General features: G+C 53.0%; 12 protein-coding genes and 1 pseudogene. 9 read left to right on the top strand and 4 right to left on the bottom strand.

Going from position 1 to position 14154, the window contains the following annotated elements; all coding sequences use genetic code 11:
- The first annotated feature begins 93 nt into the window (after positions 1 to 93).
- From citZ to EV294_RS13050, 7 genes are all read left to right on the top strand, one after another.
- The gene (gene citZ, locus EV294_RS13080; RefSeq protein ID WP_132307395.1) at positions 94 to 1206 is read left to right on the top strand and encodes a citrate synthase; all 1113 of its coding nucleotides are present in this window, start codon (positions 94 to 96) and stop codon (positions 1204 to 1206) included.
- 43 nt (positions 1207 to 1249) lie between these two features.
- Positions 1250 to 2545, top strand: a complete 1296-nt coding sequence (gene icd / locus EV294_RS13075) for an NADP-dependent isocitrate dehydrogenase (protein WP_132307393.1) — start codon at positions 1250 to 1252, stop codon at positions 2543 to 2545.
- 136 nt (positions 2546 to 2681) lie between these two features.
- A complete protein-coding gene (gene mdh, locus EV294_RS13070) occupies positions 2682 to 3623 on the top strand; it encodes a malate dehydrogenase (RefSeq protein ID WP_132307391.1) in 942 nt (313 codons plus the stop codon).
- 93 nt (positions 3624 to 3716) lie between these two features.
- Positions 3717 to 5885: a DNA helicase RecQ gene (recQ, locus tag EV294_RS13065; RefSeq protein ID WP_132307389.1), complete on the top strand. Its 2169-nt coding sequence runs from the start codon at positions 3717 to 3719 to the stop codon at positions 5883 to 5885.
- 112 nt (positions 5886 to 5997) lie between these two features.
- On the top strand, positions 5998 to 6423 hold the full coding sequence (locus tag EV294_RS13060; protein ID WP_132307387.1) for a hypothetical protein: 426 nt from the start codon (positions 5998 to 6000) through the stop codon (positions 6421 to 6423).
- A 153-nt stretch (positions 6424 to 6576) separates the two neighbouring features.
- Positions 6577 to 7530 carry a sugar kinase gene (locus tag EV294_RS13055; protein ID WP_132307385.1) on the top strand — a complete coding sequence of 318 codons (954 nt, stop codon included), beginning with the start codon at positions 6577 to 6579 and terminating at the stop codon, positions 7528 to 7530.
- Positions 7531 to 7532: 2 nt separating this feature from the next.
- Positions 7533 to 8330 carry a DeoR/GlpR family DNA-binding transcription regulator gene (locus tag EV294_RS13050; protein WP_132307383.1) on the top strand — a complete coding sequence of 266 codons (798 nt, stop codon included), beginning with the start codon at positions 7533 to 7535 and terminating at the stop codon, positions 8328 to 8330.
- Positions 8331 to 8376: 46 nt separating this feature from the next.
- Here the strand turns inward: EV294_RS13050 and nagA are convergent, their stop codons facing one another.
- The gene (gene nagA, locus EV294_RS13045; protein WP_132307381.1) at positions 8377 to 9555 is read right to left on the bottom strand and encodes an N-acetylglucosamine-6-phosphate deacetylase; all 1179 of its coding nucleotides are present in this window, start codon (positions 9553 to 9555) and stop codon (positions 8377 to 8379) included.
- A complete protein-coding gene (gene nagB / locus EV294_RS13040) occupies positions 9555 to 10280 on the bottom strand; it encodes a glucosamine-6-phosphate deaminase (RefSeq protein ID WP_132307379.1) in 726 nt (241 codons plus the stop codon). The genes nagA and nagB overlap by 1 nt, the downstream gene beginning before the upstream one ends.
- Positions 10281 to 10540: 260 nt before the next feature.
- On the opposite strand from nagB, the gene fni reads away from it, so the two are divergent.
- Both fni and EV294_RS13030 read left to right on the top strand, forming a co-directional pair.
- Positions 10541 to 11611 (top strand): type 2 isopentenyl-diphosphate Delta-isomerase, encoded by a 1071-nt coding sequence (gene fni, locus EV294_RS13035; RefSeq protein WP_132307377.1) that lies wholly within the window; start codon positions 10541 to 10543, stop codon positions 11609 to 11611.
- A gap of 87 nt (positions 11612 to 11698) precedes the next feature.
- Complete coding sequence (locus EV294_RS13030) at positions 11699 to 12685, top strand: MBL fold metallo-hydrolase (RefSeq protein ID WP_132307375.1); 987 nt, start codon at positions 11699 to 11701, stop codon at positions 12683 to 12685.
- Positions 12686 to 12742: 57 nt separating this feature from the next.
- On the opposite strand, the gene EV294_RS13025 is transcribed toward EV294_RS13030, so the two are convergent.
- Complete coding sequence (locus EV294_RS13025) at positions 12743 to 13477, bottom strand: sulfotransferase family 2 domain-containing protein (protein WP_132307373.1); 735 nt, start codon at positions 13475 to 13477, stop codon at positions 12743 to 12745.
- Positions 13474 to 14063 (bottom strand): annotated as a pseudogene (gene cysC / locus EV294_RS13020) (adenylyl-sulfate kinase). The gene EV294_RS13025 and the pseudogene cysC overlap by 4 nt, the downstream one beginning before the upstream one ends.
- Between the last annotated feature and the right edge of the window lie 91 nt (positions 14064 to 14154).

The following is a 14154-nucleotide window of genomic DNA, read 5'->3' as shown; positions in this document are numbered from 1 at the left end:
TTCACTTCGCTGTCAAAATCATTTATGATTAATAGCGACGAGAGGTTTACTATTTTTGGCGAATAACTTTTCAAGTTAGAGGAGAGAGAACGAATGACAGCAACTAAAGGTCTTGAAGGAATTGTGGCCGCTTCTTCGTCGATCAGCTCCATTATCGATGGAGTCTTGACATATCGCGGTATTAATATTGATGATCTTGCAGAAAATGCGACATTCGAAGAGGTTGCCTACCTGCTGTGGTACGGTAAGCTGCCGAATCGTTCCGAGCTCGAAGGCTTGCAGCAAAAGCTGGATCAATACGCGGCTATCCCTGCTCAAGTAATCGAACAAATTAAATTGTATCCGCAAGGCACTAACTCGATGGCGGCGCTTCGCACAGCGGTATCGAGCCTTGCCTTGTACGACGCATCCGCTAACGACATGTCTCCCGAGGCGAATCAGCTGAAAGCAATCAAGCTGCAAGCCCAGCTGCCGACGGTTGTGGCCGCTTTCGCCCGCATCCGCGAAGGCAAAGAGCCAATCGCTCCTAAAAAAGGCGTATCGATCGCTTATAACTTCCTGTATATGCTGACTGGCGAAGAGCCTGCCGAAGTAGCGATTAAAGCCTTGGATCAAGCATTGGTTCTGCATGCTGACCACGAGCTTAACGCTTCGACATTCGCAGCTCGCGTAACCGTTGCGACTTTGTCCGATATCTATTCCGGCGTAACCTCCGCAATCGGCGCGCTGAAAGGCCCTCTGCACGGCGGCGCTAACGAAGCGGTAATGGTGATGCTCGAGGAAATCGGTTCGATGGAGAACGTTGAAGGCTACATCAACAACGCGCTTGCTAACAAACAAAAAATCATGGGCTTTGGCCACCGCGTATACAAAGACGGCGACCCGCGCGCGAAGCACCTGCAAAAAATGTCCCGCGAGCTGGGCAAACTGACAGGCAACATGGAGCTGTACGAGATGTCCATTAAGATCGAAGACATGGTTACCGGCCAAAAAGGTCTGAAACCAAATGTTGATTTCTACTCGGCATCGGTTTACACTACATTGGGTATTCCTCGCGACCTGTTCACGCCGATCTTCGCAATCAGCCGCGTTTCGGGATGGAGCGCGCATATCCTTGAGCAATACGAAAACAACCGTCTGATTCGCCCTCGCGCTGATTATGTCGGCCCGGTTAACGCGAAATATATTCCAATCGAGCAGCGCTAATTACAAGGCGCGGCTTACATACCCTTAAGGAGGATTTATTCTAATGGCACAATTCGAGAAATACGCCCTTCCAACAGAAGGCGAGCAAATTACAATTGATAACGGTGCTCTCCAAGTACCTAACAACCCAATCATTCCTTTCATCGAAGGCGACGGCACGGGCCGCGACATCTGGCGCGCATCGAAGCGCGTGCTTGACGCAGCTGTAGAGAAAGCATACGGCGGCAGCAAAAAAATCGCTTGGTACGAAGTGTTCGCAGGCGAAAAAGCATTCAACGAGTTCGGCGAATGGCTGCCAGCTGATACGCTGACTGCAATCCGTGAATACATCGTTGCGATCAAAGGTCCTTTGACTACGCCAATCGGCGGCGGTATCCGTTCCCTGAACGTTGCGCTTCGCCAAGAGCTTGACCTGTACACTTGCCTTCGTCCGGTTCGTTACTTCGCTGGCGTACCATCCCCGGTTAAACGCCCTGAGCTGGTTGACATGGTTATCTTCCGCGAGAACACGGAAGACATCTATGCAGGTATCGAGTACCAAGAAGGCTCCGAGCAAGTGAAGAAAGTGATCGCATTCCTGCAAAACGAAATGGGCGTTAACAAAATCCGTTTCCCTGAAACTTCCGGTATCGGCATTAAGCCAGTATCCAAAGAAGGCTCCCAACGTCTTGCGCGCGCTGCAATCGAATACGCGATCAAACACGGCAAGAAGTCCGTTACGCTCGTACACAAAGGCAACATCATGAAATATACGGAAGGCGCGTTCAAGAACTGGGGCTACGAAGTGGCTGAGCAAGAGTTCGCGGACAAAACTTTCACTTGGGGTCAATACGACCGCATTAAAGAAGCAGAAGGCACTGACGCTGCAAACAAAGCGCAAGCAGATGCTGAAGCTGCTGGCAAAATCATCGTAAAAGACGCGATTGCCGACATCGCTCTGCAGCAAGTTCTGACTCGTCCAACCGACTTCGACGTAATCGCAACGCTGAACCTGAACGGCGACTATCTGTCCGACGCTCTGGCTGCACAAGTTGGCGGTATCGGTATCGCTCCGGGCGCTAACATCAACTACCTGACTGGCCATGCAATCTTCGAAGCTACTCATGGTACTGCTCCTAAATACGCGGACAAAGACGTAGTTAACCCAGGTTCCGTTATCCTGTCCGGCGTTATGATGCTTGAGCATCTGGGCTGGCAAGAAGCGGCTGACCTCATCTATAAAGGCATGGAAACTTCGATCAACAACAAAACCGTTACTTACGACTTCGCACGCCTGATGGAAGGCGCTACCGAAGTGAAATGCTCGGCATTTGCTGACGAAGTCATTAAAAACATGTAGTTTACAAAAAGCGGGGGGCATTATTGCCCCCTCTTTTTTTGCCATTAAACAAGCTTTTTTCCCTTATCTTCTATCTTATTTGGATGACTTTCGGCAATAATGCAGATGTTAATACAAGTATAGGAGGGTTATATGAATGGCTATTAAACGCAGAAAAATTACGGTAGTAGGTGCGGGTTTTACAGGCGCAACCACGGCTCTGATGGCCGCCCAGAAGGAACTTGGCGATATCGTGCTGGTCGACATTCCCCAACTGGAGAATCCGACAAAAGGCAAAGCGCTTGATATGCTGGAATCAACCCCGGTTCAAGGCCTGGACGCCAACATTACGGGTACATCCAATTACGAAGACACGAAGGATTCCGATGTCGTTATCATTACGGCTGGCGTTGCCCGCAAACCGGGAATGAGCCGCGACGACCTGGTGAACACCAATGCAGGAATCGTCCGTTCGGTGTGCGAAAGCGTAAAGGCAACAAGTCCAAATGCTTATGTCATTATCCTCTCCAATCCGGTAGACGCGATGACTTACGTGGCTTACCAGACGCTTGGTTTTCCTAAAAATCGCGTGATCGGCCAATCCGGGGTTCTGGATACCGCGCGTTATTGCACCTTTATCGCGCAGGAGCTGAACGTCTCCGTGGAGGATGTACGCGGTTTTGTGCTAGGCGGGCATGGCGACGACATGGTGCCGCTCGTTCGGTACTCCAATGCAGGCGGTATTCCGATCGAGAAGCTGATTCCGGCTGACCGCATCGAAGCGATCGTACAGCGCTCCCGCGTTGGCGGCGGCGAGATTGTTAATTTGCTGGGCAACGGCTCGGCCTATTACGCGCCTGCGGCATCGCTGGTTCAAATGACGGAAGCGATCCTGAAGGATAAGAAGCGCATTCTGCCGGTTATTGCCCTGCTTGAAGGCGAATACGGCTACAACAACCTGTTTATGGGCGTGCCTACGATTATCGGTGGAGACGGTATCGAGAAGGTTATCGAGCTTGAGCTGACGGCGGAAGAAAAAGCCGCTCTGGACAAATCGGCGGAATCCGTTCAAAATGTAATTAAAGTAGTGACGGGCTAACCGATAAGCCTTATACTCATAAAGTTTCGTTTGGGAGGACCCTGACACATTGCTGCCAGGGTCCTTATTGTGATTACGGAAGGGGGAATCGACGTGCTTCAGCAGGCACGTAGCGAGCTGAAAAGGGTCTACGGGTACGATACGTTTCGTCCGGGCCAAGAGGGTATTATCGAAGGGATATTGGAGGGACGAGATACGCTTGCCATTCTGCCGACAGGCGGAGGGAAGTCGATCTGCTACCAGATTCCGTCCTTGCTTATGCCCGGGACCTCGATAGTCATTTCGCCGCTTATATCGTTGATGAAAGATCAGGTTGATGCCTTAAACCGGCTTGGCGTGCCCGCGGCGTTTCTGAACAGCTCCTTAGGAGCGGAAGAATACCGGACCGTTCTCCGCAATGCGCTTCGAGGCGAGTACAAAATGCTGTACGTCGCGCCGGAGCGGCTGGATGCGCCTATGTTCACAACCTTGTCCGAGCAGCTGCATATCCCAATGATCGCAATCGACGAAGCCCACTGCGTATCGCAGTGGGGGCATGACTTCCGTCCAAGCTACCGGCAGCTGGCAGGCTGGATCGGAAAAATGCCGAACCGCCCGCTTGTTGCGGCTTTTACGGCGACAGCGACTCAGGAGGTAGCCGCGGACATTACGGCGATGCTTGGTTTGCGTGAGCCGAATGTGTTTGTGACCGGCTTTGCAAGGCCCAATCTGTCTCTCTCGGTTGTAAGCGGAGGGGACAAGAAAAATTTCCTGCAGCAGTTTTTGCGCGAGCGGGAGGATCAATCCGGCATTATTTATACGGCTACCAGAAAAGAAGCGGAGCAGGTGCAGGAGCTGCTTGTTCGAAAAGGAATTGCGGCGGGTAAGTATCATGGCGGGTTGTCCGATACGGAACGCGCGGAGACGCAGGAACGCTTCCGGTTTGACGAGATCCGCATTATGGTAGCCACGAACGCTTTCGGAATGGGGATCGACAAGCCTAATGTCCGTTACGTCATTCACTGGCAGATGCCGGGCGATATCGAGTCCTACTACCAGGAAGCGGGACGCGCCGGCCGGGACGGCGAGGAGAGCGAATGCGTGCTGCTGTTCGAACCGCAGGATGTGCAGGTGCAGCGTTTCCTGATCGAACAGGGTATGGGAGATGAATACCGGAAGTCGGTCCAGCTGTCCAAGCTTCACAACATGATGAATTACAGCCGCACGCAGCGCTGTCTTCAGCAATACATCGTCGATTATTTCGGCGAGAAGGGCGTTGAGCCTTGCGGAAAATGCAGCAACTGTCTGGATAAAAGCGAGCTGGTTGACCGGACGGCCGAAGCGCAGAAGGCCTTATCCTGCGTTGGCCGGATGAAAGGGCGGTTTGGCGTTACGATGGCGGCCAAGGTGCTCAAAGGCTCAAGGGACAAACGTCTGCTCGAGTTCGGCCTCGACCGCCTGACCACTTACGGGCTCTTCGGCAATTGGCCGGAGAAGGAGATTGCCGACTGGCTGTACTGGCTGGTGGCGGAAGGTTATCTCCGGATGAGCGAAGGCCAGTACCCGACCGTATCGCTAACGGCAAACGCTCTGCCCGTACTGGAGGGCAAAGAGACCGTTATGCAGCGTCTTCGGACGAGCGTTCGCCGAAGCGCTTCGGGAGAAGGCGGAGCAGCCTCTTCGCCTCTGTTCGATGCCCTCAAGAATTGGCGTAAGGAAGCGGCGGCCAGAGAGAATGTACCTCCGTTTATGCTGTTCTTTGACGCGACGCTGAAGGAGCTGGCCGATGTCCGGCCCGTTACGGAAGAGCAGCTGATGCAGACGAAAGGGATTGGCGCGGCAAAGGCAAGCAAATACGGCGAGGAGGTGCTCGCCATTATTCAGGCGTATGCCGGTAGCGAGGGCGGTAGCGCTACGGCTAGCATTAGCGCAGCGCCAAGACGGCAGCCGGCAGCGCGTCCAACGTCAACCTCGGAGGAAACCCCAAGCCATGTTCAGACGCTGGAGCGGTTTAACGCCGGTCTGGAAACAGCTGCGATTGCGGAAGAGCGTGGACTCAGCCGGGTGACGATTGAGGGCCATTTAATCCGTTGCGCGGAAGAAGGGTATGAGCTCGATTGGAGCCGTATCATTCCGGAGCAGTACGAGGACCGGATTGTACAGGTTATCGGGGAGCTGGGATGGGAGAAGCTGAGGCCCCTTAAAGATGCCCTGCCGGAGGAAGTCGATTATTTCGCTATCCATGGAGTAATCGCCAAACACGGCTTTAAGACGAAATCTTGAACATTGCCGAAAATGCTTGGGAAATGGCGTATTCCTTGAGGCTTCTCTTTGTGTTTCAGACAGGCATTTAGTATACTTATTGGTAGATTACGCATATGCAGGAGGGTATTTCATGAATGATGTGTTTTTCTTTTTACACTTGCTAGGGGCAGTCGGAATGGGCTTTTATATCGTTCTTCCGATCATGATCGGCAAAGCGACAAAGCTTGCCGGCCTTGGACAAGGCGGATTGGCTGACGGCCTTGTATCGGCAAACCGGATTGTGCAATATGCGCTTATTGTTCAGCTGCTGACGGGCGGCTACATGATGTCGCAGGCGGATTATTCCGTTGCCTGGATGATCATCGTAACGGTCTTGTTCCTTGCGATCGCAGCCATATCCGGCATTATGTCGAAGCCGCTTAAGCGTATCGTATCTTCGATTCAGGACGGACAAAGCGCGACAGGCCATATCGCAAAAGCACGCACGTTCAGCTTAATCGTATTGATTCTTTACGTGGTAGTCATTTATTTCATGGCTTTCCCTATGTACAAGTAACAATCAACGCTAACGAAGCAAGAATTACTACAGCAGTCATTATTATGACTACTTGTGTAGTAATTCTTTAAGCCAATGCTTACGAAGTAAGAATTACCACAGCGGCTATTAACATTGCCGCTATAATGGTAATTCTTTTTAGGAGGAGAAATCGTGCATCAATCACCAGACGTAGTAACCTTTGGGGAATCGATGGCATTGTTTATGCCGCAGGAGCACAAAGCTCTGGAACGGGCAACAACGCTGGAGCAAGGCTTCGGCGGCGCGGAGAGCAACGTGGCAATCGGGCTTGCGAGACTCGGCTGCTCCGTAGGCTGGTTCGGGGCGCTTGGCAACGATCCATTCGCCCGCATGATTGTGAAAACGCTTCGCGGGGAAGGCGTAGACGTGTCGCGCGTCAAATTCAGCGACGAGGCTCCGACAGGCATGATGTTCCGCGAGCAGGTGGCGGGCCGTCTTGCCGTTCATTACTACCGCAAGCATTCCGCGGCTAGCCGGATGACTCCCGAAGAGCTGGATGCGGATTACATCCGCGGAGCCAAGCTGCTGCATATTACGGGCATTACCACGGCTCTTAGCGAGAGCGCGAAGCAAACGGTGCTGCGGGCCGTACAGATTGCGAAAGAGGCCGGCGTAAAGATTTGTTTCGATCCGAATCTCCGCCTTAAGCTTTGGTCGATTGAAGAAGCGCGCGAAGTGCTGCTCCCTCTTGCTGAAGAAGCGGACTACTTCCTGCCGGGCTGGGACGAGCTGAAGCTTCTGTATCAGACGGATGACTTTGAAGAAGTGAAAGCTAAGCTGAAGCAGCTGAAGGCTGTTACGGTTATCAAAGGACTAGACGACACGACGGTTGTCCTCGATAACGGCGAGGAATCAAGCGTTCCGTTCTATCCGGCCGAGAAGGTAGTCGATACGGTTGGAGCAGGGGACGGCTTCTGCGCGGGCTTCCTCGCTGGCGTGATGAAAGGCATGACGCCGGTGGAAGCGGTTGGCCTTGCCAGCATCAACGGATCATTGGTCGTGCAAATGCGCGGCGACTGGGAGGCTCTCCCGGAATGGAGCGCCGTTGAACAGCGCATGTCCTCCAAAGCGTGGGTGGAGCGATAACCATGGTTGATTCGAACGTTTCTGGATCCAAGGGGCAGCGCCGACGCGAAGCGATATTGCAGCTGCTCAAGCAGCAAGGACGCATTACGATTCAAGAGCTGGTGGAACGCTTTGATTGCTCGGAGGCAACGGCTAGACGCGATCTCGAGCAAATGGAAGCGGCGTATCCGATCATCCGAACCATCGGCGGCGCGATGTACGACGGCATGAATACGGTCCGCGACACAGCGTTTGCGGAACGGGAAGGGCTGTCGTATTTGGAGAAAGAGCGTATCGCCGCCAAGGCCGCATCGCTTATCGAAGAGGGCGATGTGATTGGCTTGTCGGGCGGAACCACGAACTATCTGCTTGCCAAGCTTCTTAAGCTGCGGAGCGGGATCACCGTGGTTACCAACGCCGTCAATATCGCGATGGAGCTTGCGGGCAGCAGCGTCCAGGTTGTCGTAACCGGCGGGATTATGCGGCATAACAGCTTTGAGCTATGCGGGCCGCTTGGCGAAGGAATGGTCGCGCATCTGAATATCGGCAAGATGTTCATCGGGGTCGACGGCATATCCGCTGCCGGCGGCATTACGACGTATTCGGAGCAGGAAGCCCAGATTGCAAAGGCGCTTATCAAGCGTACCCATACGACGTACGCGGTATTTGATCAGACGAAGGTCGGCAAGACCTCGTTGTTCTCGATCGCTGCGCTGCCCGAGCTGCAGGCTTTTATTACCGATGTGCCGTTAACGGGAGATCTGGCGGACAAAGCCGGACAGCATCGGATCGTTGTCCATGTGGCAGCAGAGCAGGAATAGAAAGAGCGGTTGAAGGACATAATCCTTCAACCGCTCTTTTGTTTGTTTACTCGGCCGAATACACCTGTCTGCCTTTTACCCATGTCGATCGCACTTTGCTGAAATCCGGTTCGGCAAGGACGAGGTCTGCTTGCTTGCCAACGGCGATGGAGCCGGTCGACTCGAACAATCCAAGCTGTCTTGCAGGGTTAGCGCTGGCATAACGGCTGATCTCATTGACGGATAACCCGGAGTTCTCCAGCATATAACGGAATGCGTTAATCATCGTCAGGCTGCTGCCGGCCAAATTGCCTTCCTGCAGCCTTGCTACGCCATCCTGCACGATAACGGGCAACCCTCCAAGGTCGTACAAGCCATCCGGTCTTCCGGCCGCGGAGATCGCATCGGTAATAAGAATAAGCTTATCCTCCGGCTTGGAGGAAGCAAGCAGCTTGATCGCTCCCGGATGCACGTGATGGCCGTCAGCGATAAGTTCCGCGTATATCCGGTCATCGGTCAGCACGGCGCCTACGGTACCCGGCTCGCGGTGATGAAGCGGGCGCATGGCATTATAGGTATGAACGGCATGCGTAAGTCCGGCTTCCGCTGCTTGCGTCATCACTTCAAAGGTTGCATCGGTATGACCGCATGCGACAACCACTTGATGGTCGGACAGCCACTTAATCGCTTCGATGGCGCCTTCATTCTCGGGGGCGAGCGTCAGAAGCTTGAGAACGCCCGGATAACGCGCTGTCCAATCCTCCAGCCAGTCGAGACGAGGCGGCGACAGGAATGCGGGATTCTGGGCCCCAATCCACTTGAGGCTGATAAAAGGTCCTTCCAGGTGGACGCCAAGCAGCGGGGCGTACGGCATATCTTTTTTCATATAAGCGCTGGTTGCCTGGAATACCGCTTCAATCGCTTCCTGCGAGGCCGTTACGGTTGTAGCCAGCATCCCGGTAGTGCCTTGGGAAGCATGGAACTTCGTGATCGTGTCGTAGCTTTCTTCATTGGCATCCATGAAATCTCCGCCAAATCCGCCATGCACGTGGACATCGATAAAGCCAGGAAGCAGCCATGCTCCTTGTCCGTCCATAACATGATCAAAGCCTGCTGTATCTTCCTTACCTTCGTTCACGCCGGCAATAATGCCGTCCTTGATGCTTACGCTGCCTGCGGTTACCCGGTTTTCCAGAACGATCCGTACGTTGTGAATAAGCAGCGATTTGCCGCCTGGTTGTGTCATTATCCCAACATCCTTCCTGCCTCGCGGTCAAGGAGCACGGTAACGCGCGGATGCGTCTGAAGCAAGGATGCCGGTACCTCCGTCGTAATGGGTCCGGTCAACGCTTGTTTGACGATATCCGCTTTATCCGCGCCGCGTACCACGAGAACAATCGAATTTGCTTTCAGAATCGATCCCACGCCCATCGTAATCGCGTATTCCGGCACTTCGTCCATGCTGGCGAAAAATCTCGCATTCGCTTCCCGCGTCTCCTCCTTCAGCTTCACGACGTGGGTTTCCCCCGATAAAGCGTGATCCGGCTCGTTAAAGCCGATATGGCCGTTATGGCCAATCCCAAGAAGCTGGACATCGATCTGCCGATCCAGCAGCATGCGGTCATACTGCGCGCACTCTGCTTCAAGATCCTCCGCCATGCCGTTCGGAAGGAAGGTCTGCGTATCCGGAATATCGATATGAGCGAATAAATGCTTGTTCATATAATAGGCGTAGCTTTGATCGTTATAAGGCTTAAGCCCGACGTATTCGTCGAGGTTAAATGTCGTAACTCCGGCGAAGGATACGTCGCCTTTCCGGTATTTCTCTACCATTTTGGCATAAATGCCCACGGGTGTCGATCCTGTTGCAAGACCTAGTACCGCGTTTGGCTTGGCTTTAACGATATCGATAAAAAGATCGGCCGCAAAGGCGTCGAGCTCTGATTGCGTGTCAAAAATTCGTATGTTCACGGAAGATGCCCCCTCATTCTCATTTGATTCTATTCTAAAATATATTATTCATTTTAACAACAAAATTGATTGTAAATTTCATTTTAATGATTGTAAACGTCAAAATTATCGTCTGTCCTTGACCTATCCTTGCTCCGTTCCCGATCGCTGGGTTATGATGAACAAAAGTATTCTCGCAAAGCTTAAAGCTTATGCTTAAATGCCTGCGGCATTTAGGCATACGGCGGAGGTTGGCTATACAAATAGGAGGATTGCCCTATATGACAGTAGAGCAAATATCGGGGGCAAGCGCTTCCACATCGAAACGCAAAAGCGAGCATATCCGCATCTGCCTGCAGGAGAACGTAGCGGGTGAAGGGATTGAAACGGGGTTTGACCAATTTCGTTTCCGTCATAACGCCCTTCCCGAAATCGCGTTTGACGATATCAGGCTGGATACGGAATGGCTGGGGCGCCGCATGCGTACGCCGCTGCTGGTTAGTTCGATGACAGGGGGCACAAACGAAGCAGGCGCGATTAACCGGCGCCTGGCCGAAGCGGCGGAAACAAGAGGGTGGGCCATTGGCCTGGGGTCGATGAGAGCAGCTATTGAACAGGAGGAAATGGCGGCTTCCTTTTATATAAGAGATATCGCGCCTTCCGTTCCCGTGATCGCAAATCTGGGCGCCGTTCAGCTCAACTACGGGTATGGGGTCGATGCGTGCCTCAGGGCGGTGGAAATGGCGGAGGCCGATGCTCTTGTCCTGCATCTGAACAGCATGCAGGAAGTATTTCAGCCTGAGGGGGATACGAACTTCCGCGCGTTGCTGCCCCGGATTGAGGAGGTGTGCCGCGCTTTGTCCGTACCTGTAGGCATTAAAGAAGTAGGATGGGGAATTGACGCGGATACGGCTGCGGCTCTTGCTTCGACAGGAGCGGCTTTTATAGACGTAGCGGGAGCGGGAGGCACGTCCTGGAGCCAGGTGGAAAAGCACCGCCAGAACGATCCCATGCGCAGGTTGGCCGCCGAAGCTTTCGCAAGCTGGGGAATACCGACAGCCGAGAGCATCAGGGAAGTGAAAGCCCGGCTGCCGGAAACGACGGTAATCGCTAGCGGAGGTCTAAAACACGGCGTAGACGCGGCGAAATCGATTGCGCTCGGTGCCGATATTGCCGGCTTTGGACGGGCGCTTCTTCCGCGCGCGGCAAACGGGGAGGCGAGGGTATCGGTCGAGCAGCTCATTGAGCAGTTCGAGCGTATCGAATTTGAGCTTCGCGCAGCCATGTTCGGAATCGGCGCCGCGGCGATTTCCGATCTTCAGCATACAACCCGGCTTATTCCAGCGCGGTAAGCAAGTAAGTACGGGAAGTTCAGCGAATACTAGACTGTCGGCAGAGATTACGATGGTTGAATGGCTTATAGGGAGGGCTCGGCATCCATGACGGTGGAGACGAAGGTATGGGACGGCGGATGGATTCAGGCGAAAATTCCGCTTCCTTTTTCATTAAAATGGGTTAACAGCTATTTGATTTCCGAGGAGGACGGGACGTATACCGTTATCGATCCCGGTCTTCATACGGATGAGGCGCTTGCGGCTTGGGAGGAAGTATTCCTCAACCACGCTCTAACCATGGAGCAAATCAAGCGGATTGTGCTTACGCACCAGCATCCGGACCATTACGGTCTAGCCGGGTATTTCCAAGAGCGGACCGGCGCGCCCGTATATATATCGGAACGTTCCCACGGTTATACGCGGCGTTTGTGGGGAGAGAGCAGCACGTACGCGGATGAGCTCCGCGCGCATTTCGCCATCCACGGGATGCCGGATGAGCTGACGCTCGACATAAAGAACAACCTGGACGGCTTTGTCCGGCAAGTATCGCCTCAGCCGGAAGTCACTTATTTGAAAGCCGGCGGGACTATTCGGCTTGGAGGAACGCAGTGGCAGATGATCGATGCTCCGGGGCATGCTTTCGGACAGCTGTGCTTCTACGAGCCCGATAAGGAACTTATGCTTTGCGGGGATCAAGTGTTGCCTCATATTACGCCAAACATTGCGTTTAATCCGGGTGAGGAAGAGGATCCGCTTGGTTGTTTCTTAAGCAGTCTGGACGAGCTGTCCGGATACAAGGTGAAGCTGGCTTTTCCCGGCCATCGGGAGCCGTTCGCCGAATTTGCCAACCGGATTCAGGAAATCAAACAGCATCATACGCGGCGGCTGGACAAGTTATGGGAGATGCTAAGAGTGCCAAACAGCGCGTTTGAGGTATGCGAGCATCTGTTTGGCGGTCATCTGCGGACGAACCCCCATAATTTGCGCTTTGCGATGTCGGAAACGATCGCCCATCTTCATTATTTGGAGAAGCGAGGGAAACTGATCCGGACAGGTACGCCGGATACGGTCATGTTCCGGACTGCCGAATAGAGGGAGAGAAGGCTTGGCTTCACGGTTGTGAAGCCTTTTTTTCGTTGCGGAAGCGGATTATTTTTTTGCTTCTTTCAAGTAAGCCTTAAGCTGCTTTTCTTGGTCATAGGTCAAATCGAGTATCTTTTCGCGTATCTTTTTGTTAAATTTCCGGTAAGCATGTTCATACAGCTGACGATCCACCTCGTTTTTGAGAAGGACGATCTTCGCCGCTTCGCTGGACAACTTAAGATCTGCCGGGCGGTTGGGAGTCACGTTAACCTTAGAGAAATGCTTCGGCTTCCAGTTCATCTTCTGCATAAACAAAAATAAAGAAAGATCATATTGCTCTCTAAAACCAACGAAGGCGAATTGATCGTTTAGGATGTCGCGGGCTTTTTTGAAACTCGGGAAAGGCTTTCCGATTTGCCCGGCTATCATCCTGGCTTGCAAATTACAGTATTCAAGATCATAAGCAGGGTCAAGTACATAGTCGTCAAATGTAAGGTCCTTATTATAATAAGGTTTATAGCTGGGGTTTTTGTATTTGAAATAAAAATAGGAAAGCGTCCGCTCCACGGGAAGACGGAGCATCGTCACATATTGATAAGGACGGTCCGTATAGTGATGGACGCCATATTGGAAATGACCGCATAAGGCATCCGCATTGCCGAGCTCAGCCTGTAATTGGAATACGTTGGATAACTTGTAGAAATGAACGGTATTCGGGCAATTATCGGTGATGGCCTGGGTGAACGAGGAGCCGGCCGTTTTGGGGATATGCAAATAGAGCAGCAGCTTATTGTCGTTCATGTATCCATTCCTTCTTCCGGGCTCGAATTGATAAGCTGCCGGCGCTGGATGAAGGCAATCACTTCGGAAACCGAATCGGCTACGGTGCGTTCATCCGTCTTAAGCACAAGCTCTGCCTGAAGAGGCGGCTCATACGGCGCAGAAATGCCTGTAAAATATTTGATTTCCCCGGTTCGCGCTTTTTTGTACAAGCCTTTCGGATCTCTGCGCTCGCATTCTCCATGGTGCATTGCACGTATACCTCGATAAATTCGCCCGGTGTGCATGATGCCCGCACTTTGTCCCGGTCTTGTCTGTAGGGAGAGATCGCGGCCACAATCGTGATGATGCCGGCATCGGCGAGCAGCTTCGCTATTTCGCCAATTCTGCGGATATTTTCCGACCGTTCCTCCGGACCGAAGCCAAGATCCCCGTTTATTCCTTCCCGCAGATTGTCTCCGTCCAGAATATAAGCGCGGGAGCGCTGCTTGAAAAGCTCCTTCTCTATAGCTGCGGCAACGGTCGATTTGCCGGAGCCGGACAAGCCGGTCAGCCACAGGATACAGCTCTGGTGACCATTCAAATGCTCTCTGTCTTCCCGGGTAATGCCGGAGGCATGTCATTCGATATGTCTCTCATTCCTCTCTTTCATCTGCCTGGTCACTCCTCTCTATCTTGCTATATTAATAAACTATTCC

Source organism: Paenibacillus sp. BK033, assembly GCF_004345425.1.
Lineage (GTDB): Bacteria > Bacillota > Bacilli > Paenibacillales > Paenibacillaceae > Pristimantibacillus.
Note: the sequence above shows the minus strand (reverse complement) of the source record. Positions and strands in the feature narration are given on the sequence as shown.

Bases quoted from the DNA above. Each gene is read 5' to 3' on its own strand.
- EV294_RS13060 (WP_132307387.1), top strand. From the start codon at position 5,998: ATGAATGATGTGTTTTTCTTTTTACACTTGCTAGGGGCAGTCGGAATG.
- icd (WP_132307393.1), top strand. From the start codon at position 1,250: ATGGCACAATTCGAGAAATACGCCCTTCCAACAGAAGGCGAGCAAATT.
- fni (WP_132307377.1), top strand. From the start codon at position 10,541: ATGACAGTAGAGCAAATATCGGGGGCAAGCGCTTCCACATCGAAACGC.
- EV294_RS13050 (WP_132307383.1), top strand. From the start codon at position 7,533: ATGGTTGATTCGAACGTTTCTGGATCCAAGGGGCAGCGCCGACGCGAA.
- EV294_RS13030 (WP_132307375.1), top strand. From the start codon at position 11,699: ATGACGGTGGAGACGAAGGTATGGGACGGCGGATGGATTCAGGCGAAA.
- nagA (WP_132307381.1), bottom strand. From the start codon at position 9,555: ATGACACAACCAGGCGGCAAATCGCTGCTTATTCACAACGTACGGATC.
- EV294_RS13025 (WP_132307373.1), bottom strand. From the start codon at position 13,477: ATGAACGACAATAAGCTGCTGCTCTATTTGCATATCCCCAAAACGGCC.
- mdh (WP_132307391.1), top strand. From the start codon at position 2,682: ATGGCTATTAAACGCAGAAAAATTACGGTAGTAGGTGCGGGTTTTACA.
- citZ (WP_132307395.1), top strand. From the start codon at position 94: ATGACAGCAACTAAAGGTCTTGAAGGAATTGTGGCCGCTTCTTCGTCG.